A 23,606-nucleotide genomic window follows, 5' to 3' on the forward strand; every position below is an offset into this window, starting at 1 on the left:
TGACGAACTTCCCCATCAAAAATCGAGACAAAACGCTGTTGTGCAGTCGCACGATGGTGAACGAATGTTTGCCAGGGAAAGGGTTCTTCATGGCCACCGGCACAGTGAAATGGTTCAACGCCACCAAAGGTTTTGGTTTTATTCAGCCTGACGACGGCTCCGCCGACGTTTTTGTCCACATCTCGGCCGTAGAGCGCGCCGGCATGCGTGACATCGTCGAGGGTCAGAAGCTCGGCTACGAGATGACCCGCGACAACAAGTCGGGCAAGATGTCCGCCGACCAGTTGAAGGCGGCCTGATAAGGAATTCGGCCTTCCGGTGACCACGGATGTACTGGCACCGATGAAAGGCTGAAAGGAGCGCCTTGCGCATCCAACTGGATGCGCGGCGCTTTCATGGAAGGTCAGGCGGTGCCTGGCCTTTTTCATTTTGTGCGTCGTGCCGCTAAAAGTGCGCCGCACGCCGGCCGGAACGTGCTAAGGGACGCTCCAGCAATCTGAACCGCCCATACTGCCCCGCTGCCGTATTGCTTTGGTCGTAATCGAAGACCGCTCTCGCTCTATCGGCACCAGGCTCCCGACAGGAGAAAGTTTTGACCACTCAATCCAAGACCGCCGACCAGGCCGGCTCGCTGTTCAGCAAGACGCAAACCCAGTCGATGTCACTCAACCGCATCCTGTCCGAGCGTGATGCCGTCAGCGAGGCGCGCGAAGCCAAGACCGCGCGCTTGCGCGAACTGCGCAAGGAAAAGGAAGCCGACGACATGGCAGCGGCCGCAGTCCTTGCGGCGCTGCCAAAGCGGGCAGGCAAACGCTGATGGCCACCAAGCGCGTACCGCCCACGCCGATCGATGCCGATGCGACCATAGCGTCCATGGTCCCGGGCCTGGACAAGCCGGTCGAATATGTCCGCCGTGTGCTGGAAAAGCTCGAGCGCTGCAAGCGCGCGCATGGCGATGCCCAGGTGCGCGTCGGCGTGCGCGGCCGTGCCGAAGCCCCGAACTATCTGGTCGAATATGTCCGCGAGGACAAAAAGACCCAGGAGCGCGTGACCTACCAGGATGCCGCCTATAGCGGCAGCACGCATCGCGAACTGGCGGCGCACCACATTGCCGAGGCGAGGAACTGGTCGCCCGAGGAAATGAACATCACAGCGGTCTCGGCGCTGATCGGCCGCTTGCGCAATCCGCGCGCACCATCATCCCGCTTTTCCGACGAGGACTGACATGGCCATAAAGTTTTCCACCAAGGACCAGCCGGCAGCGCCGGCTGCTGCCACTGCAAAGCAGGCCAAGCCCGCTGCCGCGCCGAAGGCCGCCGAACCGTCGGCAACCGATCTGTTCGAGGCGCCAGCCGCCACGCCCAAGGGCAAGGCAGGCAAGAAGAAATAGCGCCTTGCCGCACCAAGCCGATCGCAATCTCGCAGCACCTGGGCTGGTCGCGTTGGCCGCCAGGGATATCCGGTCGTCAAAACAGGACGACCAGCCGGTTTTCGATTGCCAGAGCTGCGGCGCCTGCTGTTCCTACTCGGCCGAATGGCCGCGCTTCTCGACCGAGGACGATGCGCAACTTGACCGGATTCCGGAAAAGTTCGTGTCCGCCGACCTGTCCGGGATGCGCTGCGAGGGCGTGCGCTGTTCGGCGCTTACGGGCGAGATCGGCAAGCACACAGCCTGCGGCATCTACGAGATCCGCCCGGACGTCTGCCACGCCTGCATGCCTGGCGGCGACGATTGCCTGATGGCGCGCAAGGCGCACGGGATGCCAACGATCTAGCCGACGCCCACCTTGCCTCATCCCACATCCCCCGATAGCTTCCACCACGGGCAGGGCGTTGGAGGAACCATGAGCATCGAATTCCTGTTGACGTCGCTGATCGTCGTGGCTTCGCCCGGCACCGGCGTTCTCTACACGCTGAGCGCCGGGCTTTCGCGAGGCGCGCGCGCCTCGATCACTGCTGCATTCGGCTGCACGCTTGGCATCATCCCGCATATGGCCGCCGCCATCACCGGCCTGGCGGCGCTGCTGCACACAAGTGCTGTCGCCTTCGAGACGCTGAAATATCTCGGCGTCGCCTATCTCCTCTACATGGCCTGGAACACGCTGAAGGAGAAGGGCGGCCTGAGCGTCGATGAAAACGCGGCACCCCGCTCGGCAGCCAAGGTCATCACCTCCGGCATCCTGATCAACATCCTGAACCCGAAGCTGTCGATCTTCTTCTTTGCCTTCCTGCCGCAATTCGTCAGCACGACCGAACCGAACGCATTTGCCAAGATGCTGGAGCTCTCGAGCGTCTTCATGCTGCTGACCTTCGTCGTCTTCGTCGCTTACGGCATCTTTGCCGCCTCGATCCGGAGCCATGTCGTGTCGCGGCCGATGGTGCTGACCTGGATGCGCCGCACCTTCGCCGGCGCCTTTGTCATGCTTGGGGCCAAGCTGGCGCTTGCTGATCGATAGAACAGGATCTGGCAGGCATCGGCCTACTCTTCGTCGGTTCCGGATCCGGTCCGGATGCCTAGACGCCAGGCGGAGGGCGGAAGGCCGATCATCTTCTTGAAGGCGCGGCTGAACGCTGCCTCGGATTCGTATCCGATTTCAGCGGCGATGCTGGCCATGTTGCTGGAGCCGGCGCTGAGCAGCTCCGAGGCGATCTGCATGCGCCATTTGGCGAGATAATGCATTGGCGGCATGCCGACCAGCCTGGTGAAGCGTTCGGCGAGCACGCTGCGCGACAGCGCGGAGTCCTTCGCCAGCGCCTCCACCGTCCAGTTATGCGCCGGCCGGTCGTGGATCAGCGCCAGTGCCCTCGCCAGGTGCGGATCGCGCAGGCCAGCCAGCCATCCCGTGGTTTGTGGCGGCAGCGATTCCAAGTAACGGCGCAACACGTCGACAAACATCAGTTCGCTCAGTTTGGTGAGCACCGTTTCACTGCCTGCGCGCTTTTGCGCCACCTCCGTGACAGCCAGGTTGATGAACTGGCTGAGCCAGCCGCCATCGCCTTTGGCAGCTCCGGCCTTGATCACCGGCGGCAAAGCCTCGAGCAGTGGATTGAAAGGCTGTGCATCACAGGCGAGATAGCCGCAAACCAGCCTGGCCGAGGTCGCGCCGTCGCCGGCGCAGTTGATGTAAAACGGCATCCGGCCGGCTGTTGCGATGTCGAGAACGTCGGCTGTCGGCGGATCGGCGCGCAGCGCCGGATTGCTGGACATAATATGCGGGTCGCTCCTGGTGAAGACGACGACTTCGCCGGCCTCCAGCGCGATCGCTTCCTGGCCGACGATGCGCGCGAAGCAGCGACCGGCCGTTACCACATGGTAGGAGATCAGATGGTCCGCACCGGGCAGGATCTTCGGCAGGATGGACGATGGCGCCGGCGAGCAGACGGCCCACGGCTCGTGGCCCTCAATGTCAAAAAACGTCGCGCCGGTAAGGCGTACCGTCCTCAACAGGTCAGACAGAGCATCCCCGGCCATTCCGTTTCGTCCCGCACCCGGCTAGCCGGTCAGCCATCCCTTTCGAGTTCCGGACGCGCTGTCAAGCGAGGCGGACGCCGTATCATTCAGTTCGCGGCCAGAACTCCTAAACCTGCACCGGTGCTCAAGCGCTGCCGAGAGAGGGCGCTGAGTGCTGTCGAAACCAACCAGGGACAAATGTCATGACGGTACATAAGGGCGGGTGTTTTTGCGGCGCCGTGGAAATCGAAGTGCACGGAGCCGCCGAGGCAATGGGCTATTGCCATTGCGGTTCGTGTCGATCGTGGTCGGCGTCTCCCGTGAACGCCTTCACGCTGTGGAAGCCTCAGAACGTCAAGGTCACCAGGGGCGCGGAGTTCCTGTCCGGGTTCGAGAAGACCGAAATGAGCGATCGCCAGTTCTGCACGAAATGCGGTGGTCATCTGATGACCGTTCATCCGCCGCTCGGCCTGGTCGATGTCTATGCGGCAACCATACCAGGCGTGAAATTCACGCCTGGGGTTCACGTCAACTACGCTGAGACCGTGCTGCCGATGAAGGATGGGCTGCCCAAGCTCAGGGACTTTCCGGCTGAGCTCGGCGGCTCCGGCATCGCGGTGCCGGAATAAGGCCCGGCCACTGCTCGCCATTTTTGACAACGACAATTCAAGACAGGAGATTGTTCATGGAAATCGCAACATTTCGCGCCACGCAGGAGCCGATCAAGGATCTCTATCGCAGGGATGCGAAGGCCGCGTTCCTCACCTTGAAGGCCAAAGGCGTCGCCGACGCGTCCACCGTGACCTGCAAGGTCGAGACCGGACGCGGGCTGGCGCTTGCCGGCATTCATCCGATGGCCGGGGGCAGCGGCCAGGAACTGTGCTCCGGCGACATGCTGCTGGAGGCGCTGATCGCATGCGCCGGTGTCTCGATGCGCGCGGCGGCGGCCGTGCTCGAAATTCCGATCAGGTCCGCCGAAGTTTCCGCGGAAGGTGACGTCGATCTTCGCGGCACGCTCGGCGTGACTGCGGGTGTTCCAGTCGGCTTCAAGGAAATCCGCTTGCGCTTCGACATCGACACCGACGCTCCCCAAAGTCAGCTCGACCAACTGCTCGAACTCACGGATCGCTATTGCGTGATCTTCCAGACCATCCAGAACAGTCCCAGCACCACGGTGAAGCTGCACCGCGCCATCCAGTGACCAGAAAACCGGCCCGGAAACTCGACTTGAGCGAGATTCCGGGCTGGGAACGGGAGTGCCGGGCAACGCTTCTATCCTTTGACGTAACCCATCGCCTCGACGATCAGCTCGTCCGCGACACGCATCAGGTTGACGCCGCGGATGGAGTTGCCGTCGGCCATGAAGTAGCGCCAGCGGATCGTCGCCCGTTCACCGGCGACGAAGGTTTCCTCGAGGTCGAAGCGCGTGCCGGGCTGGGTGGCGATCGCCGACCATAGGTCAATGCATGCCTCTTTGCCGGCATGGCGGGCGCCGTCCGGCGCCGGCACGGTGTTTTCGATAACGCAATCCTGCGCCACCAACTCGGCAAGCGCGGACGGATCGTGCAACTGGAACACATCGTTGAAGCGACGCATGATCTCGGCCGTCTGGCTAGAGTGGTCGCCCGGATGAATGCTCGTGATGCTGTCCTGGCTCATCTCATACCTCCTGGTTTTCATTGTTCCGTGGCAGTGGTGGCGGCCAGCTCGGCCTTGAGGGTGATGGTTGTAACGCCGGCCAAAGCGCGAGAGACAAGGCAGGTCGTCTTCGCCGTCTCCGCCATACGCTGGAATTCGGCAGGCTGAAGGCCGGGAATCTCTGCTTCCGTTTCGAGCTCGATGCGGGTGATCGTCGGCCCGGCGGCGGTCGCGCCGAGATGCACCTTGGCGACGGTGCGGATGGTGCGGGCGACGTGGCCTTCCTGGCCGAGGATGAAGGTCAGCGCCATCGAGAAGCAGCCGGCATGTGCTGCCCCGATCAGCTCTTCGGGATTGGTGCCCGGACCGTCCTCGAACCGCGACGGAAAGGAATAGGCGCCTTCGAAGACGCCGCTGCCAAGCCGCAGACGGCCGCCGCCTTCCTTCAGCGTGCCTTGCCATTCTGCGGAAGCTTCACGGATGGTCATGGTCGTTCTCCTGATTCGGGGTTGAAAAGCGGGCAATTGGGTCAGGCGCAGTCGATGACAACCTTCCCGAACACGTCGCCCTGCTGGAAGTGGCGGTACGCTTCGGGGGCTTCGGCAAAGGGGAAGACCCTGTCGACAACGGGCTTGAGGCGATGCTGCGACACGGCGCGCAGCATGGCCTCAAGATTGCTGCGGCTGCCGACGAACAGGCGGCTGATGGTGGCGAGGCTGCGCTGATAAAGCGCTGCCGGCATCTCGATCGATCTGCCACTGGCGTCCTGCAGCGTCAGCAGCACGATGTGTCCATAAAGCGTGCTGGCAATCAGCGACTGCGCGAAGGTGGCCGGGCCGCCGGTTTCGACGACGAGGTCGACTCCGCCTGTCTGCTCGCGCGCCCAGCCGCCCCATTCCGGTATGTCGGTGCTGGAGACAACGAGGTCGGCGCCCAGCGCCCGCAGCCTGTCGGCCTTCTCCGCGCGCGATGTGATGGCGACAACCCGGCAGCCGAGCAACTTGGCGAACTGCAGAGCAAACAGCGAAACGCCACCCGAACCGATGGTGAGAACCCATTGACCAGGCTTCGGAATCCGGGTCCCGGTCACCGCGTTCCAGGCCGTCACGCCGGCGCAGGTCAGCGTCGCCGCTTCGTGCCAGCTCAGATGATCGGGCAGTCGCGCCGCCCATTGTTCGTCGAGCACGGCAAACTCAGTCAGCATGCCGTCAAGCGTACAGCCGAGCTGGTCGATCAGACCGGCATTGATGCGGCCATCGATCCAGCGGGCGAAGTAGCTGCCGGTGACGCGGTCGCCGACGGCAAAACGGGTGACGGCATCGCCGATTGCGACGACGTCACCGGCTCCGTCGCTCAGCGGCACGATGCCTTGCCGCGCCGGCAAGGGATAGGTGCCGCCAAGGATCATCGTGTCGCGCCGATTGAGCGAGGCGGCGCGGACTCGCACCACGATCTCATGCGGTTTCGGTTCCGTCCGCGCCTCGTCGCGCATCGCCAGGGATTCGGTTCCACCAAACCCTTCGAGACGGTAGCTGCGCATGTCACTCTCCTTAATAGTATATAGACTGATCCACATATTATATAGACCGATTGTCATATTCTTGGCAAGGCCTATAATGCGTCACTGCTGACAGAGGTTGACATGGCCAACGACACCCGCACCCGCATACTCGAGACCACAGGCCTGTTGCTCAGGCAGCGCGGCTATCACGGCACCTCGCTCAACGACATTCTGGGCGCCAGCGGGGCGCCGCGCGGCTCGCTCTATTTTCATTTCCCAGGCGGCAAGGACCAACTGGTCATCGAGGTGACGCGCAACAGCGTTGCCGACGTCACGAAAAGGCTGGGCGAAGCACTGGCAGCCGAGAGCGATCCTGCAGTGGCCGTCCATCACATCTACCAGTCGGTCGGGCGCATGCTGGAGGACAATGATTTTTCGCTGGGTTGCCCCATCGCGCCGGTGGTGCTGGATTCACCCACCGATGTGCCGGAACTGGCGGAACTCTGCCGATCGGCTTTCGAGCAATGGATCGGCTTGCTGCGACAGGCCTTTGTCAGGGCAGGAGTGCCCGAACGCCGGGCGCATGCCCTGGCACTGCTGGTCGAATCCTCGCTGGAAGGGCTGATGGTGATTGCGAGGGCCACCCGCGATCGTGGCCCGGTGCTGGTGGTGGCCGACGAGGTCGCGGCGCTTGTCGAGCAGGCGGTGCTTGCAGGCAAGGTTGCGCGGCAGGCGGACAGCGCCGCCTAACCATCCGCTTTCCAAAACAAAAAGGGCGCCTCTCGGCGCCCTTTCCGTATGCATAAGCCAGATAGCTTGGATTAGAAATCCATGCCGCCCATGCCGCCCATGCCGCCGCCGCCCATGCCGCCAGGCATGCCGCCGCCAGCAGACTCCTTCTTGGGGGCCTCCGCGATCATGGCTTCGGTGGTGACGAGCAGGCCGGCGACCGAAGCCGCGTCCTGGAGAGCGGTGCGAACGACCTTGACCGGGTCGACGATGCCCATGGCGATCATGTCGCCATACTCGCCGGTCTGGGCGTTGTAGCCGTAGGTCGCGCCCTTGTTGTCGAGGATCTTGCCGGCAACGATCGAAGCTTCAGCACCTGCGTTCGAAGCGATCTGACGGGCCGGAGCCTGCAGTGCACGACGAACGATGTTGATGCCGGCAGCCTGGTCGGCATTGACGCCGGTGACCTTGATGTTGGCCGAAGCGCGCAGCAGTGCGACGCCGCCGCCTGCAACGATGCCTTCTTCCACGGCCGCGCGGGTCGCGTTGAGGGCGTCATCGACGCGGTCCTTCTTTTCCTTGACTTCGACTTCCGTCGCGCCGCCGACACGGATCACCGCAACGCCGCCGGCGAGCTTCGCCAGACGTTCCTGCAGCTTCTCCTTGTCGTAGTCCGACGTGGTCTCTTCGATCTGCTGCTTGATCTGGGCAACGCGGCCCTGGATCTCGGCCTTCTTGCCGGCGCCGTCGACGATGGTGGTGTTCTCCTTGGAGATCGACACCTTCTTGGCGCGGCCGAGCATGTTGAGGCCGACGTTCTCGAGCTTGATGCCGAGGTCTTCCGAGATGACCTGGCCACCGGTCAGGATGGCGATGTCTTCCAGCATGGCCTTGCGGCGATCACCGAAGCCCGGCGCCTTGACGGCGGCGATCTTCAGGCCGCCACGCAGCTTGTTGACGACCAGCGTGGCCAGAGCCTCGCCTTCGACGTCTTCCGAGATGATGAGCAGCGGCTTGGAGGTCTGCACGACGGCTTCGAGAACCGGCAGCATGGCCTGGAGGTTGGACAGCTTCTTCTCGTGCAGTAGGATGTAGACGTCCTCGAGCTCGGCAACCATCTTGTCGGCGTTGGTGACGAAGTAGGGCGAGAGATAGCCGCGGTCGAACTGCATGCCTTCGACGACTTCCAGCTCGGTCTCGGCGGTCTTGGCTTCTTCAACCGTGATGACGCCTTCATTGCCGACCTTCTGCATCGCTTCGGCGATCATGGCGCCGACCGACTCGTCGCCATTGGCCGAGATCGTGCCGACCTGGGCAACTTCCTCGGAGGTCTTGATCTTCTTGGCAGCCTTGCCGAGAGCCGCGACGACTTCGGTCACGGCCAGGTCGATGCCGCGCTTCAGATCCATCGGGTTCATGCCGGCGGCAACCGCCTTGTTACCTTCCTGGACGATCGACTGCGCCAGGACGGTCGCGGTCGTGGTGCCATCACCGGCGATGTCGTTGGTCTTCGAAGCAACTTCGCGGATCATCTGCGCGCCCATGTTTTCGAACTTGTCGGAAAGTTCGATTTCCTTGGCGACGGTGACGCCGTCCTTGGTGATGCGCGGTGCGCCGAACGACTTGTCGATGACGACGTTGCGGCCCTTGGGGCCGAGCGTGACCTTCACTGCGTCGGCGAGGATGTTGACGCCGCGCAGCATGCGCTCGCGGGCGTCGCGGGAGAATTTTACGTCTTTAGCAGCCATTTTTTAGCTCCTGGCAGGGGGCTTGCGATCAAGCCCGAAATTAGTTGACGGTGAGGCCGATGATCAGCCGATGATGCCCATAATGTCGGATTCCTTCATGATCAGAAGGTCTTCGCCATTGAGCTTGACTTCGGTGCCCGACCACTTGCCGAACAGGATGCGGTCGCCGGCCTTGACGTCCAGCGGGACCAGCTTGCCGGCTTCGTCGCGAGCGCCGGAGCCGACGGCGATGATCTCGCCTTCCTGCGGCTTTTCCTTTGCCGTATCCGGGATGATGATCCCGCCGGCGGTCTTGGATTCGGATTCGACCCGGCGTACGACCACGCGGTCATGAAGCGGGCGGAACTTCGACTTTGCCATTTTTTCTTCCTCGAATGAGAACGGTGAGAGCTGTTCCTCGATCCGGCGGTGCCGGATGTGCGTTAGCACTCACCTGGGGAGAGTGCTAACGTGCGCTGAAATAAGCGCGTGGCTTTCGAGAGTCAAGGCGAACGGTGAGCACAATTGTGCCAATTGGAGCCGTGCCGCGATCCGACGGCAGACCCTACCGGCGCCGCGGCGATTTAAGCACCAGAAGCGGACAGCGTTCAGCCAGCCCATAGGTCCCTGTCGGCGCGAGGCGGACACTGTCAAAAAACCGGCTCGCCTCTTCGACCAGCGTCGCCGCCGGGGCGAAACTGTAGACAGTCTGCGAATTCGCATAGACATCGATGGTGCCGATGACCGGCATCTCCCATCCGGTCGTCGCGGCAAGGGCCTCCCGGTCGGCAAACAGCGCATCGAAGGCGTCGAGGATCGCCCGCACCGGAATGGCGCGGTCGGGATCGCCGCCGGCACAAGCCATGGCAATGCGCCATTTGAGTTCGTGGAAGGTCGCGACACCACCGGACAGCGTCAGCGCCCGGACCTCCTGCAGATCGTCCGGCACCTGAGGGCTTGCATAGGCGCGCAATGCAGCCCGCCCATCGGACTTCAGCACACGCGAGATCTCGGCAAGCAGCGCCTGCCGTGCAACCGAGGAGTCCAGCGCCGACAGACAGCCGTCGCCGATCACCGCCCCGGCGCTTTCGTCGCCCAGCGGCAACTCCAGCCAGTTGCCGATCACCGCCTTGCGTGAGGCGGTATCGCCCGGCCAGATGCCCGATATCATGGCAGTGGACTCGTCGATCGCGAGCATGGTCCTTCCGAGGCCGGCAAGCTCCGGCGTGACCCCGAGCAGCACCACATCGACTGATTGCAGGCTAAGTTCGCGCTCATAGGCGGCGACAGCTTCCGGGGGCGGACACAGCGGCGACCCGAGAAGCCGCCAATGACGGCGAATTGCGTCCCAATGCTCAGTCATGCGGAACGGTTTGGGGAAAGGCTGGACATATTTCCTTCCAGGCTGTTGGTTGCCTTGCGAGTTACCTCATGCAGGAAAGGCCATGGCCCGCATTGCCGTCATAACGCATGAATTTGACCGCTTCCAGAGCCGGCGGGGCCTCCTGCTGCGCCAGGACAGCCCCTACATGCTGTTCGACGTCCTGGCGGAGCTGAAACGGCGCGGTCACTCCGTGCAGATCATGCGTGGACCCTCGGCAAGTCATAACGCCGATATTGCCGTCCTGCATGTCGACGCGACGGTGACGCCATCGGACTATGTCGACTACGCGCGCGGATTTCCGATTTGTCTCAATCTTGGTGCAACCGACATTTCCAAGCGCCGCATCAGTGGTGCGATCCTCGAGGAGGGTGCCAACTGGAGCGGCCAGGTCATCGTCAAGAGCAACCTCAATCATTGGGGGACGCCCGAGGAGCAGCTCAACCGAAAATCCGTTCGCGCCGGCAAGGCAGTGCCTTTCCCGGGCGCGCAGACCTTCGACCGTTATCAGGTGCATGCCTCGCTGGCCGATGTGGCGCCGGAGATTTTCAGGCGTGCCGACCTGATCGTGGAAAAATTCATTCCCGAAATCGAGCCCGACGGGTTTGCGGCGCGGTTCTGGATATTCTGCGGCGATCGGGAGCGCTGCACCCGCTATGTCTCGCCGCAGCGCCTGGTCAAGGGCGACGACACCGTCCGCCGGGAGCCGGTTGCGGTTCCCGACGAACTGCGCGCCTTGCGTCGGAAGCTGGGCTTCGACTATGGCAAATTCGACTTTGTCGTGCATGAGGGCAGGGCCGTGCTGCTCGATGCCAACAAGACCCCAGGTCGCGCCAGGAACCTGTCGAAGATTGTTGCCGCCGGCACAGCCAACCTGGCCGACGGCTTCGAAAACCTCATCCACCAGACCGGACGGGGTCGAATCGGGCGCTAGAGAAACAGTCCCAACTGCGTATGGATGATCGACCGGTAGTCCTCGATGGTGTGGCGGCTTTCCTCCTGGTCCTGGGTCAGCGCCATGCGCACGACGCCGCCGGCCAGCTGGAAGATCAGGAAAACCATACGGCCGAACTCATTGCGTCGCTCTGGCGCGAGAAAGGGGCCGACATGGTCGCAGAACATCGTCGCCTGGTGCCGGGTTTCGGCGATGTCGAGATTCTTCAGCGCCTTGTCAGCCTGGATGGCGTTTTGCAGGTCCTGAATGGCGGGGTCGCCGGCGACGCGCTCATAGTAGTCGTCGAGCAGCCGGTCGGCCGCAGCGATAACGTCGCTCAGCCCGCCGACGTCGGCAACGATCGCGGCAAGCCGGGCGCGGCTCACTTCGGAGAATCGCTCGTAGAGCATCGCCAGGATCGCCGACTTGTTGGGGAAGTAATGATAGACGGTGGCGATCGGCCCGCCGGCCTGTGCGCCGACTTCCTTCATGGTGACGGCGTCGATGCCTTTCTCGCCGATCAGCCGCATGGTCGTCGACAGGATGGCGTCGATGCGCTCGCGGCTGCGCTCCTGTTTGGGCCTGCGCCTCGGTTCGGTCGTCATCTGCACTGCTTCGTTCATGCCGCCATCCTCTCGATCGCCCAGACCATTCGATCGCCAAGACCATCCCCAGCCTTGTTGGTGCCAAGTCCCGCTACTGATTGACAAACGAATATGATCGAGTATCAGTTTCTAAATGCTGACAGACTGTCAGTTTTTTTGCCGCCAGGCAAGGACGTTGGGAGGCGACCGTGACTTCTGCTGGTAACGCCGATGCCGGGAACGGCGACTGGCTGGTCGGCAACCCCACTGGGGCGCAACTCGCCTCGGCATTGTGGATCGGCTCGGTCGGCCTGCTCATTCTCGGGCTGCAGCCGGTGCTGCTCGGCGCACTCTATACCGAGGGGCATGTCAGCGGCGACGAACTCGCGCTGGTCGCCACGGCCGAGATGATTGCCATCGGCATCGGTTCGGCTGTGGTGGCCATGATGCTTTCCGCCCACAATATGCGCTGGAAAAGTGCCGTCCTTCTGGTCCTGCTGGCGCTGGCGAACTGGGCGACCTCCTATGCGCTGACCTCCACCTCGCTGATTGCCGCCCGCGCGGTGGCCGGCCTCGCCGAGGGCGGGCTGGTGGCGGTCGCCACGGAACTGATCGCCCGTTCGCGCCGGGCCGAGCGCATCGGCGGCTTCTTCGTCACCCTTCAGACCCTGGCGCAATGCGCCCTTGCCCTGCTGGTGGCGCTTTACGTCATCCCGGCCGCCGGATCGGCAGGCGGCTTCATCGTCCTTGCCGTCGTCTGCATCGCTTCGGTGGCGGTCGCCTTCATCGTCCCCGATAGCTATGCCGACCTGCCCAAGGAGGAACAGTTCAGCAATGTGCTGACCGTTCCTTCGCTTGCCGCTTTGCTGAGCGTCTTCTGCTACTTCATGTTCTTCGGCTCGGTCTGGGCGTTTCTCGAGCCACTTGGCGCACAATACGGCATCGATGGCCGCACCGTCGGCCTGATCGTCTCGGCCAACCTCGCATTGCAGGTGCTGGGCGCAATGACGGCTACCGTCTTCGAGGCGCGCATCGATTACCGCTTCGCGATCGTGGCGATCGGCGTGGTCGCCGTCGCCAGTTCCGTGGTGCTCGCCGGCAGCCCCGGCCTGACGGTTTTCTGGGTCGCGGCCTTGATCATGGGCTTCATCCTTCTGTTCATCGTGCCCTATCAGATCCGGCTGGCGATCACCGCCGACGAGACGCGCACGGCCGTGCTTCTGGTGCCGGCGGCCCAGCTTTTCGGTCTGGCGATCGGCCCGGTCGCGGCATCGCTGCTGATCGACGGCAAGGATTTTCGCCCGGTGCCGGAATTTGCCGCCGCCAGTGCGGCGGCCAGCGTCGTGCTGCTCGGCCTGTTCGTCCTGATCGCGCGGCGCCGCCGCGCGATCGCCTGAGAAGCGACCGCGTGAGCATCTCGTACATACTTGACTAAGTCAAATAAATGGCCGATCGTTGATGGGCAGGAGGCTTCCCATGACGATCCATCATCAGCCCGGCAAGGAGCGCATCGACGCGGTGCGGGCTTTCAACCGCTTCTACACCCGCCAGATAGGTCTGCTCGACGAAGGCCTGCTGAAAAGCGCCTTCTCGCTGACCGAGGCGCGGGTGCTCTACGAACTGGCGCATCGCGATGGCCTGACCGCCAGCGATCTCATTCGCGATCTCGGCCTCGATGCCGGTTATGTCAGCCGGCTCCTGAAGAAGTTCGAGCACCTGCAGCTGATTTCGCGCGCGGCGCTGGCGTCGGATGCGCGGCAATCGTCGATCACGCTGACGCCGGCGGGGCGGCAGGCCTTCGTGCCGCTGAACCGGGCTTCGCACGACCAGGTCGCCGCCTTGCTGGCGCGGCTTCCCGCTGCCGAACAGGACCGGCTGGCCAAGGCTATGCAGACGGTGCAGCAACTCCTGGGCGACAGCCCGGAGTCCAAAGTGCCGTATGTGCTGCGCCCCTTGCAGGTCGGCGACATCGGCTGGGTCGTGCGCCGCCAAGGACAGATCTACGCACAGGAATATGGCTGGGACGAAACCTACGAGGCGCTGGTCGCCGAAATCCTCGGCGCCTTCGTAAAATCCTTCGATCCAGAATGGGAACGCAGCTGGATTGCCGAACGGCAAGGGGAGGTAGTCGGCTCGGTCTTCGTCGTGCGCAAATCCGACGCGGTGGCGAAGCTGCGCCTGCTCTATGTCGAACCATCGGCGCGCGGCCTCGGCATCGGCAAGCGGCTGGTTCAGGAGTGCATCGGCTTTGCTCGTGCTAAGGGCTACAAGACGCTGACCCTATGGACCAACGACATCCTGACCGCCGCCCGCCACATCTACGAGAGTGCCGGCTTCAGGCTGGTGGACGAAGAGCGCCATCACGCCTTCGGCAAGGATCTGGTCGGCCAGAACTGGAACCTGGAGTTGTAGCGGCGTTCAGGCCACCGGGACCCATATCTCCAGCCCGCCATTGCCGCTGCGCGGATGGAACTCCGGGCCGTAGCGCTCGAATTCGGGGCCGTCGGCTATATCGTGCCCCGAGGCCGGCAGCCATTTGTTCCAGATCGTGTTGACGGTGCGGCGGATGGTGGAGATGTGCTCGGCATGGGTGAACACGGCGTATTTCTGCGCCGGCACCCGCACCCGCGAAAGCTCCTTCGGCAGGTCCGAGAAATCCGAAACTTCGACCCCGGCGATATAGTCGAAATTGCCGGCATCGTCGCCATTGACGCAGACGCCATAGGCGACGTCGCCGGTCTCGCCCGGAATGTTGCCGATATAGGGACCGAAGCGCTGCCACTGCATCGGAATAGCCGCGCTGGTTTCGCAGCTGTAGCGCTCGCCGAGGCCGGCAATGAGGAAGGGACGGCCGGTCTCGAAGCGCGGCGGCGGCAGTGAGGCGAGGAAGGACTGGTCCATCAGGATCGACTCCACCAGGTCGAGATTGCTGAGGCTGCCCTGCGCGCGCACCAGTTCCGGCGTCGTGCCGAACTGATCGCGGAAGGCGCGGGTGAAGGCTTCGTGCGAGGCGTAGCCGGCATCGAGCGCGACCGCGAGGATGTCAGGCGCGCCGGAAGCCAGCTTGCGCGCCGCTTCGGTCAGCCGGCGCGCGCGCATATAGCCCATCACCGAACGGCCGGTGGCGGCGCCAAAGGCGCGCGTCACATGAAAGCGCGAGACGCCGCTGCTTTGCGCGACATCCTCAAGCGAGATCGCTTCCGGCAAATGGCTCTCGACAAACCACAGCGCTTTCTCGGTCGGGTTCATGAGTCTCCTCGCATTTGGCCACACCATGCTGCCGGCTTTTTGCGAGGCCAGTTTGATCGAAATTGCGCCTGTCGTAAAATCGAAGGGCGCTGGTCGACTGTGGCAGGTCACCATCGTGGAAAGCCGCTGCTGGGCGGCCTCGGCCTGGCTCGCTGGGACAATATCCGGGCGCGCTGGGTGCGGGCACCATCCTTGCCTATGCCCTGTGGAACCACCGCCGGCTCGATGCCTTCCCCGCCGGCGAAAGTGCCGCCGAAAGCCTAGGTGTGCCGGTGGCGAGGACGCGCAAGACGACCTTTCTCCTCGCGGCGTTCTCGACGGCAATTCACGTCACGGTCGGGAGGTCATCCGCAACCGTTATTGACTGTGCCATGACCGCATCTGCATGGCTGCCATCCCTCTTTTTCGGCTCTGGCGCAATGCGGCGCCTTGAATGGTAAGCACGCTTATAATATATACCGCTCATGGTTTCCGACGGCATAGATAGATTGGGCTTTTTGATCCACGACGTGCAGCGCCTCATGCGCAAGCGCTTCGAGGCGCGCGCCAGCGGTCTTGGCCTTTCCTCGGCACAATGGCGGCTTCTGGTTCGCGTCGCCAAGGAGGCCGGCGTCGCCCAGGCTCGCCTCGCCGAACTTCTCGAAATCGAGCCGATCAGCGTTTCACGCCTCGTCGACCGGATGGAGGAGGGCGGCTGGATCGAGCGGCGCTCCGACGCAACTGACCGGCGCGTGCGCATGATCTTCCCGACAGCCAAGGCGAACGCGGCCTATGCCGAGGTCAAAAGCCTTGCTGGCGAAGTTTATGAGGAATCGCTGGTCGGCGTTTCGCCGGACGACCGCCGCGTCCTTATCCGGGCGCTGGACACCATCGTGCAAAACCTGGCGGACGGCGAGACGTCGTCCTTGAAGAGTACGGAAGGGGCAGCAGCATGAACGCGGCAGCCAAGCTAGACGAGAATGTAACCAAGATCGAGACGCCGGCAAAGCCGGCCGCCGAAGCGCCTGCACAGCCGGCCGCAGCACCTGTCGCGGTGGCTCCCCCGGTTCAACCCGCTCCGGCTCCGGTCAAGAAGCGCCGCCTCGGCCGCTTGCTGCTGATGGTCGCCCTGCCGGCCGCGCTGGCCATTGGTGGCGGTTATGTCTGGGTGACCGGCGGCCGCTATCAGGAAACCGAGAACGCCAATTTGCAGCAGGCCAAGGTGTCGATCGCCTCGGACACCGCCGGCCGCATCGTTCAGGTCGGCATCTCGGACAATCAGCAGGTCAAGCAGGGCGATGTGCTGTTTGCCATCGACCCCGAGCCCTACCGGATCGCGTTGGCGCAGGCCGACGCGGCGGTCGCAGTCGCACGCGTCGGTATCGAACAGCTGCGCGCCGCCTACAGCCAGGCGCTGGCGCAGGAAAAGTCCGATGCCAGCCAGGTCGACTACGCGCAGTCGCAGTATGACCGCGCCGCCGACCTTGCCCAGAAGGGCATCAACGCCAAATCGTCGCTGGACGAGGCCAAGAACGATCTCGACAAGGCCAGGCAGCAACTGGCCGTTGCCGAGCAAGGCATCATCAGCGCCAAGGCGGCTCTCGCCGGCAATCCCGATATCGAGACCGACAAGCATCCGACGGTGATGGCCGCACTCGCCGCGCGCGACAAGGCCGCCTACGATCTGGCGCAGACCACGGTCAAGGCGCCGGCCGACGGCGTCATCAGCCAGGCCTCCTCGTTCAAGATCGGCCAGTATGTCGGTTCCGGCACGCCGCTGTTTGCGCTGGTCGAGACCGGCGACACCTGGATCGATGCCAATTTCAAGGAAACCCAGCTTACCCACATGAAGCCTGGCCAGAAGGCCGAGATCGTCGTCGACACCTATCCGGGCAGAACTTTCGAGGCCACCGTCAAGGCGATCGGCGCCGGCACTGGCGCGGAGTTTTCGCTGCTGCCGGCTCAAAACGCCACCGGCAACTGGGTCAAGGTCACCCAGCGCATTCCGGTGCGCCTGGAGCTGACCGATGCCGACGCCAAAATGGCGCTGCGCACCGGCATGAGCGCCTCGGTTACGGTGGATACCGGCGTGGCACGCGGGTTCCCCGCTATCTTCGGCCACGCCACCGCAGGCGAAGCACAATAGACTGTGAATGGACCGTGATCTCGAAAAGCAGGATCACGGCCCGGCAGAACGCCCGCCGCAGGCGAGGTGAAGTTGAGATGACAGGATCGGTCCGACGGCAGGTTGAACGAGGGGTGGATTGGACCGGGCCGCATTGCGGGCTGCCCAGAACCTGGACCATCTCGGCGCCCATCCTTCGGACCTTGGATTTCCGGGCGGCAAGCGCCTGATGTGTCGAGACCTTCGATCGATGTAACCCCCACATCGATAGATCGCGTCCCACCGCGATGAGGGTCTCTTCACCAGAGAAGGCCTCGCCGCCCGGAAACCTAGTGTACACGTTATTGTTACCTGTCGGAAGTTCCGCATCATGACCACACCAGAACCTTTCAAGGAAGTGCCGCATCGCGGCCTGATCACCGTGGCGCTGATGCTGGCGACGGTCATGCAGGCGCTCGACACCACGATCGCCAATGTCGCGCTGCCGACCATGACCGGCGACCTCGGCGCGTCGCCCGACAACATCAATTGGGTGTTGACCTCCTACATCGTTGCCGCCGCGATCATGACGCCGGTGACCGGCTGGCTGGCCGACCGCTTCGGCCGCAAGGAACTGTTCCTGGCGGCGGTTGTCGGCTTCACCGTGTTCTCGATGCTGTGCGGCATTGCCTGGAGCCTGGAGAGCATTGTGTTCTTCCGGCTGATGCAGGGCGTGTTCGGCGCAGCCATCGTGCCGCTGTCGCAGACCTTCCTGCTCGACATCAACCCCAGGGAACGCCACGGCCAGGCGATGGCCATCTGGGGCGCCGGCATCATGCTGGGGCCGATCCTGGGTCCGACGCTGGGCGGTTGGCTGACCGAGAATTTCAACTGGCGCTGGGTGTTCTTCATCAATTTGCCGGTCGGCATCATCGCCTTCCTCGGCATGGCAGCCTATTTGCCGGTCATTGCCCGGCGGATACGCAGCTTCGATTTCTTCGGTTTCGCCATGATTTCGCTCGGCGTCGGCGCACTGCAGCTGCTGCTCGACCGCGGCGGCGAGGTCGACTGGTTTTCCTCGGTCGAAATCTGGATCGAGCTTGCTCTTTCGATCACCGGCTTCTGGGTGTTCATCATCCACACACTGACGGCGGAACGTCCTTTCATCGACCCCAAGATCTTCCTCGACCGCAATTTCGTCACCGGTCTGGCCTTCATCTTCGTCATGGGCGTGCTGATCCTGGCCTCGATGTCGCTGCTGCCGCCGATGCTGTCGACCATCTTCGGCTATCCGACCGTGACCATCGGCGTCGTCCTGGGGCCGCGCGGTGTCGGCACGATGATTTCGATGCTTGTCGTTGGGCGGCTCATGAGCAGGATCGACGCCCGGATCCTCGTCGTCATCGGCTTTCTGCTCACCGCGCAGTCGCTCTACACCATGTCCTCCTTCACGCCGCAGATGGACAATTGGCTGATCCTTAGCTCCGGCGTCATCCAGGGCCTCGGCATGGGCATGGTGTTCGTGCCGCTGTCGACGGTGGCCTTCGCCACGCTCGACGTGCGCTTCCGCACCGACGCCACGGCCCTGTTCAGCCTGGTTCGAAATCTCGGTTCGTCGATCGGCGTGTCGGTGGTGACGGTTCTCATGGTGCGCAACACGCAGGTCAATCACACCGAACTGTCGGCTTTCATCAACCCGTTCAACCCCAATTTGTGGGCGGCCTCGCCGGCGGCAGCAGGCGGCGATCCGACGGCACTTTCGCAGGTGGACCGCATGGTCAACATCCAGGCGATGATGATCTCCTACGTCAACGACTTCAAACTGCTGATGGTGATGACGCTGGTTGCCATTCCGTTTGTCTTCCTGCTGCGCAAGCCGAAGACCGCTCCGGCCGGCGCGGCCGCTCCTGCCGCGCATATGGATTGAGGCGGGCGCCGGTAGCGCTGGCAGCAAGCTGGTTGCCCCTGATGATTGTTGCTCGGATGATCGTCAAAACCCGCGTGTGCAAAAGAATATCGATAATGAGCCGTTGGAAGTTGATTTGAAATGAATTTGCACCTTTGGTATCTGGTTGCTGACGCCTCCAATTCCGTTACAGTTCATCTTGAATTAGCACATCTGTAACATTGTCAGTCGACTTTCGTCTGGCACGACAGAGGCCCTTTCTTGTTTCAGGTGCCAAACCGGAGGAGGTCTGTTTGGTCACGAAGTCATCCAGAAGATCCGTCGGGGCGCGCGGGCCGGTGGGCGTAGCCGCATTGGCAAGACTGGCTGACGTTTCCTACGATACGCTCGAGGGAGAACTTCGCACGACCATTGCGGGTCTCGAAGGGCAGACCCTGCGCTTCGAGACTGCGATCGAGAATATTTCGCAAGGCATCTGCTTTTTCGATGCCGATGAACGGCTGATCCTGAGCAACCGGCGCTATGCGGAAATCTACCGCATTGCGCCCGAGGAATTGCGGCCTGGCGTGACACTGAGCGAAATAGTCGAACGCCGCGTTGCCGCCGGCACGGCGGCGACGGCCGCCGACACCTATCTCGCAACGGCTCGCTCGATCAATTCGGGCAAGGCTTCGCGGCTCTGGACCGCCAAACTTGTCGATGGTCGCACAATCCAGATCCGTAACCAGCCCATGCCCGATGGCAGTTGGATCGCCACGCATGAGGACATCACTGAACTCCTCGCCAATCGGCAGATCGTCGACGAGCGCATTTCGCTGCAGGCGCTGATCGACTGGGTGCCCGATTATCTCTGGGTCAAGGATACGCAAAGCCGTTTCGTCGTGGTCAACAGCGCCCTTGCGACCGATAGCGGCCGCAACAAGACCAGCGACATGATCGGTTTGACCGATTTTGATCTCCACCCCCCGGAATTTGCGCGGAAATTTCGCCTGGTCGAGCAGCGCCTGCTCAAGAGCGGACAACCAATGATCGACGCGGAAGAGTTTGTCGTGGATGCGTCGGGCGCCGGCAAATGGCTTTCGTCGACGAAGGTGCCGCTGCGCAATCGTCAAAATGAAATCTTCGGCCTGGTTGGCATCGCCCACGACATCACCGCCCGCAAGCAGGCGGATGTCCTTCGCAGCGGGCAGGCGCAGATCCTCGAAATGATTGCCACGAGCGCGCCGCTGGAGGACGTGCTCGACCGCCTCATGCGCTTCGTCGAGTCTCAGTTGAAGGGGATATTCGGTTCCGTCCTGCTGCTCGACAAGGACGGCATTCATTTGCGTCACGGTGCGGCGCCGGGCCTGGCGAAAGCCTATACGAGCGCCATCGATGGGGCGGCCATCGGTCCCAAGGTGGGATCCTGCGGAACCGCCATCTACCGGCGGGAACCGGTCATTGTTACCGATATTCTGCAGGATCCGCTTTGGGACGATTACCGCGAACTGGCGGCACCCCATGGCTATCGTTCGTGCTGGTCAACCCCGATCCTGTCGCATCGGGGCGTCGTGTTGGGCGTCTTTGCCATGTATTCGATGACCGTGCGCGAACCCACCCATGCCGAGACCCGCCTGATCGAATTCACCACACACATTGCCGGCATCGCGATCGAGCGCAAATTGGCGGAAGACCAGATCCACTTCATGGCCAACCATGATGCGCTGACCGGGCTGCCCAATCGCGCTTTGCTGGAGGATCGGCTTTCCCAGGCGGTCCTCTACGCGCAGCGATACAATCGCTGGATGACGGTGGTGTTCATCGATCTCGACAATTTCAAACTGGTGAACGATACGTTTGGCCACAATGCCGGTGACGAACTCCTCAAGACCGTCGCCAGCCGTTTGGTTGGATGCGTGAAGGCCACCGACACCGTCGTGCGGCTTGGCGGCGACGAATTTGTCATCGTCCTGTTCGACCAAACCACCAATGTCGATGTGGTCTCGGAAACCCTGCAGACGATCAGGGATGCGATCGCGGAACCGGTTCTTGTCGGAGAGCATCGGCTGAGAACGACGGCCAGCATCGGCATCGCAAATTACCCGAAGGACGGGACCAGCCCGGATACGCTGTTGGCCAATGCCGACGCCGCCATGTATCGCGCCAAGGAATTCGGCCGCGACAATTTCCAGTTCTATGCCCCGGAGTTCAACTCAACGGCACATGAAAAATTCCTGCTTCAGGAGGAATTGCGAAACGCGCTCGCCCGGTCGGAATTCGCTCTGCACTATCAGCCACAAGTGGATCTGCGATCGGGGCAGGTTTTCGCCGTTGAAGCGCTGGTGCGCTGGAACCACCCGACGCGAGGCCTGGTTTCGCCGGCGATGTTCATCCCGACCGCCGAGGAGACCGGGCTGATCGTGCCGCTCGGCGACTGGATCCTGCACGAAGCCTGCCGGCAGAACAAAGCCTGGCAGCGCGCCGGTCTGTCGCCCGTAGCCGTCTGCGTCAACGTGTCGGCGCGGCAGTTCCGGGAGAAGAACCTGATCGACCGCGTCGTCAACGCATTGAAGGAAAGCGGCCTGGAGGCGAGGTATCTCGAGCTCGAAGTGACGGAAAGCCTGATCATGCAGGATTTCGAGCTGGCGGTCGCAACGATGAACGGACTGCAAAAGCTCGGCGTGCAGATATCGATCGACGATTTCGGAACAGGCTATTCCAGTCTCAGCGCCCTCAAGACGTTTCCGGTGGCGCGGCTGAAGATCGACAAGTCCTTCATCAACGATCTCGCGACCGACGAGAACGATCAGGCGGTCACTGGCGCCGTGATTTCCCTGGGGCAGAAGTTGAACCTTCGGGTGCTGGCCGAAGGTGTCGAAACGGAAGACCAGGTCGCCTTCCTGCGCAAGAACAATTGTGACGAGGTGCAGGGCAATTATTTCAGCGAACCCCTGTCGGCTGGGGATATCGGCGAGCTGATCGCGAAAGGCTGACGGCTGGCTCGCGCCGTAACCGCTGGCTGCTATTTTCCGAGCACCAGGCTCCAGTAGCGGATGGCGCTGTCGCGTCCGTCGCGTACATAGGCGAGGCCGAAGCGGCTGAAATCCGGATCGAGCATGTTGCGGCGGTGGCCAGCCGAATGCATCCATATGTCGAACAGTTTCTGCTGGTCGAAGCGGCCCTCGGCGATGTTCTCGGCGGCGGCGCCCCGCACGCCATTGTCCTTCATCCGCGACGCGAAATCCTTTCCCCAGCCCGTCGTGTGGCTCATGCGTTCGCGTGAGGCCATATAGCCGGCCTGCTGCCGAGCGGCCTGCTCGAGCTGGGCGTCCGGCACCAGCGCCGGCAGTCCGGCCGAAGCTCGGATGCCGGCCAGCGTCGCGGTGGCCGAGGACGACACACCGGCGCCTTCGCCGGTCGGCACCGAGACCGTGCTGCAAGCAGCGAGGCCGGCCATGGCTGCAAGGCCGATCAGCAGCAGGCGCCTGTTTGGTTTTGGACTTGCTGCGCCAGAGCGGGTTTGCGCGAGCGGGTGATTGGTGCTGCAGATCATTGTCATGCGAGCTGACTTAGCGGCGATCATGGCTTTTGCCGGGCAGGGCCGCGAAAATCTCAATCGCTGGCCTCCGTGCGGGTTCGGCCGATCGATTCGAATGGGAAGGTCGGCGGCCGATGTAGTCTCGGCGCGTTGCCTCCGATCAGCGTTGCGCGTCGGTCGCCATTTTAAGCGCCAGCCCGGCAAGCACCGTGCCCATCATCCAGCGCTGGATGACCATCCATAGCGGCCGTCCGGCAAGGAAGGTCGCGATCGAACCGGCCGTTACCGCGATGATGGCATTGACGGTCAGGCTGATCGAGATCTGCGTGGCGCCGAGCACCAGAAGCTGCGACAGCACATGGCCCTTGCCCAGCGAGATGAACTGCGGCAGCAGCGACAGATAAAGCACCGCCACCTTGGGGTTGAGGAGATTGGTCATCAGGCCCATCGCGAACAGCTTGCGCGGCCTGTCCTTCGGCAGTTCGCGCACCTGGAATGGTGAGCGCCCGCCGGGTCGCACCGCTTGCCAGGCGAGCCATAGCAGATAGAGCGCGCCGGCAATGCGCAGTGCGTCATAGGCAAACGGCACGGCAAGCAGCAGCGCGGTGATGCCCAGCGCAGCCGATACGACATAGAACAGAAAGCCGGCCGCCACGCCGCCGAGCGAGATCAGCCCGGCCTTGGGGCCTTGCGACAGCGAGCGCGAGATCAGGTAGATCATGTTCGGCCCGGGCGTCAGCACCATGCCCAGGCAGACCAGCGCGAAGGCGAGATGGTTGGCGGTTTCGGGCACGGGCAATCTCCGGGAGGCGGTGACGATACCGAGCACGCGTTTTGACTCACCGCAAGAGCATGATGGCCGGAGACTTTGCGCCAGCGTCGAAAAAAGACGAAAGCGAAGCCGTC

Annotated in this window: 27 protein-coding genes and 1 pseudogene; 17 read left to right on the top strand and 11 right to left on the bottom strand. The window is 62.9% G+C overall.

Annotated features, from left to right (window positions below; genetic code table 11):
• Window positions 1-89 precede the first annotated feature (89 nt).
• The 6 genes from NKH35_RS10675 (at window position 90) to NKH35_RS10700 (ending at window position 2,456) form a co-directional block, all read left to right on the top strand.
• Window positions 90-299 (top strand): cold-shock protein, encoded by a 210-nt coding sequence (locus NKH35_RS10675; RefSeq protein ID WP_023671502.1) that lies wholly within the window; start codon window positions 90-92, stop codon window positions 297-299.
• A gap of 293 nt (window positions 300-592) precedes the next feature.
• Window positions 593-817 carry a hypothetical protein gene (locus tag NKH35_RS10680; RefSeq protein ID WP_023689917.1) on the top strand — a complete coding sequence of 75 codons (225 nt, stop codon included), beginning with the start codon at window positions 593-595 and terminating at the stop codon, window positions 815-817.
• On the top strand, window positions 817-1,224 hold the full coding sequence (locus NKH35_RS10685) for a hypothetical protein (RefSeq protein ID WP_023671504.1): 408 nt from the start codon (window positions 817-819) through the stop codon (window positions 1,222-1,224). Before NKH35_RS10680 ends, NKH35_RS10685 begins: the two co-directional genes overlap by 1 nt.
• Window position 1,225: 1 nt before the next feature.
• Window positions 1,226-1,390 (top strand): hypothetical protein, encoded by a 165-nt coding sequence (locus NKH35_RS10690; protein ID WP_023671505.1) that lies wholly within the window; start codon window positions 1,226-1,228, stop codon window positions 1,388-1,390.
• Between the two features lie 52 nt (window positions 1,391-1,442).
• Window positions 1,443-1,775, top strand: coding sequence for a YkgJ family cysteine cluster protein (locus tag NKH35_RS10695; protein WP_023671506.1), 333 nt, complete (start codon window positions 1,443-1,445; stop codon window positions 1,773-1,775).
• 69 nt (window positions 1,776-1,844) lie between these two features.
• Window positions 1,845-2,456, top strand: a complete 612-nt coding sequence (locus tag NKH35_RS10700; protein ID WP_023689918.1) for a LysE family translocator — start codon at window positions 1,845-1,847, stop codon at window positions 2,454-2,456.
• A gap of 23 nt (window positions 2,457-2,479) precedes the next feature.
• Here the strand turns inward: NKH35_RS10700 and NKH35_RS10705 are convergent, their stop codons facing one another.
• Entirely contained in the window at window positions 2,480-3,472 is a 993-nt protein-coding gene (locus tag NKH35_RS10705; protein ID WP_023697711.1) for an AraC family transcriptional regulator, read from the bottom strand.
• 182 nt (window positions 3,473-3,654) lie between these two features.
• On the opposite strand from NKH35_RS10705, the gene NKH35_RS10710 reads away from it, so the two are divergent.
• Both NKH35_RS10710 and NKH35_RS10715 read left to right on the top strand, forming a co-directional pair.
• Window positions 3,655-4,080, top strand: coding sequence for a GFA family protein (locus tag NKH35_RS10710; protein ID WP_023734267.1), 426 nt, complete (start codon window positions 3,655-3,657; stop codon window positions 4,078-4,080).
• Between the two features lie 56 nt (window positions 4,081-4,136).
• Entirely contained in the window at window positions 4,137-4,652 is a 516-nt protein-coding gene (locus NKH35_RS10715; RefSeq protein WP_352914401.1) for an OsmC family protein, read from the top strand.
• A gap of 71 nt (window positions 4,653-4,723) precedes the next feature.
• Here the strand turns inward: NKH35_RS10715 and NKH35_RS10720 are convergent, their stop codons facing one another.
• The 3 genes from NKH35_RS10720 to NKH35_RS10730 are packed head-to-tail and all read right to left on the bottom strand — an operon-like array spanning window position 4,724 to window position 6,629.
• Complete coding sequence (locus NKH35_RS10720) at window positions 4,724-5,110, bottom strand: nuclear transport factor 2 family protein (protein ID WP_023697709.1); 387 nt, start codon at window positions 5,108-5,110, stop codon at window positions 4,724-4,726.
• Between the two features lie 17 nt (window positions 5,111-5,127).
• Window positions 5,128-5,577, bottom strand: coding sequence for an OsmC family peroxiredoxin (locus NKH35_RS10725; RefSeq protein ID WP_023697708.1), 450 nt, complete (start codon window positions 5,575-5,577; stop codon window positions 5,128-5,130).
• Window positions 5,578-5,618: 41 nt separating this feature from the next.
• A complete protein-coding gene (locus NKH35_RS10730) occupies window positions 5,619-6,629 on the bottom strand; it encodes a zinc-dependent alcohol dehydrogenase family protein (protein ID WP_023697707.1) in 1,011 nt (336 codons plus the stop codon).
• A gap of 102 nt (window positions 6,630-6,731) precedes the next feature.
• Between NKH35_RS10730 and NKH35_RS10735 the strand changes: the two genes are divergently transcribed.
• Complete coding sequence (locus tag NKH35_RS10735) at window positions 6,732-7,340, top strand: TetR/AcrR family transcriptional regulator (protein ID WP_023697706.1); 609 nt, start codon at window positions 6,732-6,734, stop codon at window positions 7,338-7,340.
• Window positions 7,341-7,411: 71 nt separating this feature from the next.
• Here the strand turns inward: NKH35_RS10735 and groL are convergent, their stop codons facing one another.
• From groL to NKH35_RS10750, 3 genes are all read right to left on the bottom strand, one after another.
• On the bottom strand, window positions 7,412-9,067 hold the full coding sequence (groL, locus tag NKH35_RS10740; RefSeq protein WP_352914404.1) for a chaperonin GroEL: 1,656 nt from the start codon (window positions 9,065-9,067) through the stop codon (window positions 7,412-7,414).
• Between the two features lie 63 nt (window positions 9,068-9,130).
• Complete coding sequence (gene groES / locus NKH35_RS10745; RefSeq protein ID WP_006203049.1) at window positions 9,131-9,427, bottom strand: co-chaperone GroES; 297 nt, start codon at window positions 9,425-9,427, stop codon at window positions 9,131-9,133.
• A gap of 184 nt (window positions 9,428-9,611) precedes the next feature.
• A complete protein-coding gene (locus NKH35_RS10750; RefSeq protein ID WP_352654820.1) occupies window positions 9,612-10,409 on the bottom strand; it encodes a class I SAM-dependent methyltransferase in 798 nt (265 codons plus the stop codon).
• An 82-nt stretch (window positions 10,410-10,491) separates the two neighbouring features.
• On the opposite strand from NKH35_RS10750, the gene NKH35_RS10755 reads away from it, so the two are divergent.
• On the top strand, window positions 10,492-11,361 hold the full coding sequence (locus NKH35_RS10755) for a hypothetical protein (protein WP_023824503.1): 870 nt from the start codon (window positions 10,492-10,494) through the stop codon (window positions 11,359-11,361).
• Here NKH35_RS10755 and NKH35_RS10760 read toward each other — a convergent pair.
• Entirely contained in the window at window positions 11,358-11,984 is a 627-nt protein-coding gene (locus tag NKH35_RS10760; RefSeq protein ID WP_023712752.1) for a TetR/AcrR family transcriptional regulator, read from the bottom strand. The genes NKH35_RS10755 and NKH35_RS10760 overlap by 4 nt on opposite strands.
• A 170-nt stretch (window positions 11,985-12,154) precedes the next feature.
• On the opposite strand from NKH35_RS10760, the gene NKH35_RS10765 reads away from it, so the two are divergent.
• The gene (locus NKH35_RS10765; RefSeq protein WP_027049676.1) at window positions 12,155-13,342 is read left to right on the top strand and encodes an MFS transporter; all 1,188 of its coding nucleotides are present in this window, start codon (window positions 12,155-12,157) and stop codon (window positions 13,340-13,342) included.
• A 79-nt stretch (window positions 13,343-13,421) separates the two neighbouring features.
• Entirely contained in the window at window positions 13,422-14,357 is a 936-nt protein-coding gene (locus NKH35_RS10770; protein WP_023747749.1) for a bifunctional helix-turn-helix transcriptional regulator/GNAT family N-acetyltransferase, read from the top strand.
• Window positions 14,358-14,363: 6 nt separating this feature from the next.
• On the opposite strand, the gene NKH35_RS10775 is transcribed toward NKH35_RS10770, so the two are convergent.
• Window positions 14,364-15,194 (bottom strand): AraC family transcriptional regulator, encoded by an 831-nt coding sequence (locus tag NKH35_RS10775; protein WP_352914408.1) that lies wholly within the window; start codon window positions 15,192-15,194, stop codon window positions 14,364-14,366.
• A 129-nt stretch (window positions 15,195-15,323) separates the two neighbouring features.
• Here NKH35_RS10775 and NKH35_RS10780 point away from each other — a divergent pair.
• The 5 genes and pseudogenes from NKH35_RS10780 to NKH35_RS10800 form a co-directional block, all read left to right on the top strand.
• Window positions 15,324-15,532: pseudogene (locus NKH35_RS10780) on the top strand (iron chelate uptake ABC transporter family permease subunit); the annotation flags it as partial.
• 126 nt (window positions 15,533-15,658) lie between these two features.
• The gene (locus tag NKH35_RS10785) at window positions 15,659-16,129 is read left to right on the top strand and encodes a MarR family winged helix-turn-helix transcriptional regulator (protein WP_023705728.1); all 471 of its coding nucleotides are present in this window, start codon (window positions 15,659-15,661) and stop codon (window positions 16,127-16,129) included.
• On the top strand, window positions 16,126-17,319 hold the full coding sequence (locus NKH35_RS10790) for an HlyD family secretion protein (protein WP_023736377.1): 1,194 nt from the start codon (window positions 16,126-16,128) through the stop codon (window positions 17,317-17,319). The genes NKH35_RS10785 and NKH35_RS10790 overlap by 4 nt, the downstream gene beginning before the upstream one ends.
• A gap of 349 nt (window positions 17,320-17,668) precedes the next feature.
• Window positions 17,669-19,204 carry a DHA2 family efflux MFS transporter permease subunit gene (locus NKH35_RS10795; protein WP_023694754.1) on the top strand — a complete coding sequence of 512 codons (1,536 nt, stop codon included), beginning with the start codon at window positions 17,669-17,671 and terminating at the stop codon, window positions 19,202-19,204.
• Between the two features lie 332 nt (window positions 19,205-19,536).
• Window positions 19,537-22,155, top strand: coding sequence for an EAL domain-containing protein (locus NKH35_RS10800; protein ID WP_352914411.1), 2,619 nt, complete (start codon window positions 19,537-19,539; stop codon window positions 22,153-22,155).
• Window positions 22,156-22,184: 29 nt separating this feature from the next.
• Here the strand turns inward: NKH35_RS10800 and NKH35_RS10805 are convergent, their stop codons facing one another.
• On the bottom strand, window positions 22,185-22,715 hold the full coding sequence (locus tag NKH35_RS10805; protein WP_023689553.1) for a CAP domain-containing protein: 531 nt from the start codon (window positions 22,713-22,715) through the stop codon (window positions 22,185-22,187).
• Between the two features lie 145 nt (window positions 22,716-22,860).
• The gene (locus NKH35_RS10810; protein WP_023730458.1) at window positions 22,861-23,493 is read right to left on the bottom strand and encodes a LysE family translocator; all 633 of its coding nucleotides are present in this window, start codon (window positions 23,491-23,493) and stop codon (window positions 22,861-22,863) included.
• Window positions 23,494-23,606: the final 113 nt, after the last annotated feature.

It is taken from the genome of Mesorhizobium sp. M1143 (genome assembly GCF_040318435.1).
Taxonomy (GTDB): Bacteria; Pseudomonadota; Alphaproteobacteria; order Rhizobiales; family Rhizobiaceae; genus Mesorhizobium.

Bases quoted from the DNA above. Each gene is read 5' to 3' on its own strand.
- NKH35_RS10675 (WP_023671502.1), top strand. From the start codon at position 90: ATGGCCACCGGCACAGTGAAATGGTTCAACGCCACCAAAGGTTTTGGT.
- NKH35_RS10685 (WP_023671504.1), top strand. From the start codon at position 817: ATGGCCACCAAGCGCGTACCGCCCACGCCGATCGATGCCGATGCGACC.
- NKH35_RS10690 (WP_023671505.1), top strand. From the start codon at position 1,226: ATGGCCATAAAGTTTTCCACCAAGGACCAGCCGGCAGCGCCGGCTGCT.
- NKH35_RS10700 (WP_023689918.1), top strand. From the start codon at position 1,845: ATGAGCATCGAATTCCTGTTGACGTCGCTGATCGTCGTGGCTTCGCCC.
- NKH35_RS10705 (WP_023697711.1), bottom strand. From the start codon at position 3,472: ATGGCCGGGGATGCTCTGTCTGACCTGTTGAGGACGGTACGCCTTACC.
- NKH35_RS10710 (WP_023734267.1), top strand. From the start codon at position 3,655: ATGACGGTACATAAGGGCGGGTGTTTTTGCGGCGCCGTGGAAATCGAA.
- NKH35_RS10715 (WP_352914401.1), top strand. From the start codon at position 4,137: ATGGAAATCGCAACATTTCGCGCCACGCAGGAGCCGATCAAGGATCTC.
- NKH35_RS10720 (WP_023697709.1), bottom strand. From the start codon at position 5,110: ATGAGCCAGGACAGCATCACGAGCATTCATCCGGGCGACCACTCTAGC.
- NKH35_RS10725 (WP_023697708.1), bottom strand. From the start codon at position 5,577: ATGACCATCCGTGAAGCTTCCGCAGAATGGCAAGGCACGCTGAAGGAA.
- NKH35_RS10730 (WP_023697707.1), bottom strand. From the start codon at position 6,629: ATGCGCAGCTACCGTCTCGAAGGGTTTGGTGGAACCGAATCCCTGGCG.
- NKH35_RS10735 (WP_023697706.1), top strand. From the start codon at position 6,732: ATGGCCAACGACACCCGCACCCGCATACTCGAGACCACAGGCCTGTTG.
- groL (WP_352914404.1), bottom strand. From the start codon at position 9,067: ATGGCTGCTAAAGACGTAAAATTCTCCCGCGACGCCCGCGAGCGCATG.
- groES (WP_006203049.1), bottom strand. From the start codon at position 9,427: ATGGCAAAGTCGAAGTTCCGCCCGCTTCATGACCGCGTGGTCGTACGC.
- NKH35_RS10750 (WP_352654820.1), bottom strand. From the start codon at position 10,409: ATGACTGAGCATTGGGACGCAATTCGCCGTCATTGGCGGCTTCTCGGG.
- NKH35_RS10755 (WP_023824503.1), top strand. From the start codon at position 10,492: ATGGCCCGCATTGCCGTCATAACGCATGAATTTGACCGCTTCCAGAGC.
- NKH35_RS10760 (WP_023712752.1), bottom strand. From the start codon at position 11,984: ATGAACGAAGCAGTGCAGATGACGACCGAACCGAGGCGCAGGCCCAAA.
- NKH35_RS10770 (WP_023747749.1), top strand. From the start codon at position 13,422: ATGACGATCCATCATCAGCCCGGCAAGGAGCGCATCGACGCGGTGCGG.
- NKH35_RS10775 (WP_352914408.1), bottom strand. From the start codon at position 15,194: ATGAACCCGACCGAGAAAGCGCTGTGGTTTGTCGAGAGCCATTTGCCG.
- NKH35_RS10785 (WP_023705728.1), top strand. From the start codon at position 15,659: ATGGTTTCCGACGGCATAGATAGATTGGGCTTTTTGATCCACGACGTG.
- NKH35_RS10790 (WP_023736377.1), top strand. From the start codon at position 16,126: ATGAACGCGGCAGCCAAGCTAGACGAGAATGTAACCAAGATCGAGACG.
- NKH35_RS10795 (WP_023694754.1), top strand. From the start codon at position 17,669: ATGACCACACCAGAACCTTTCAAGGAAGTGCCGCATCGCGGCCTGATC.
- NKH35_RS10805 (WP_023689553.1), bottom strand. From the start codon at position 22,715: ATGATCTGCAGCACCAATCACCCGCTCGCGCAAACCCGCTCTGGCGCA.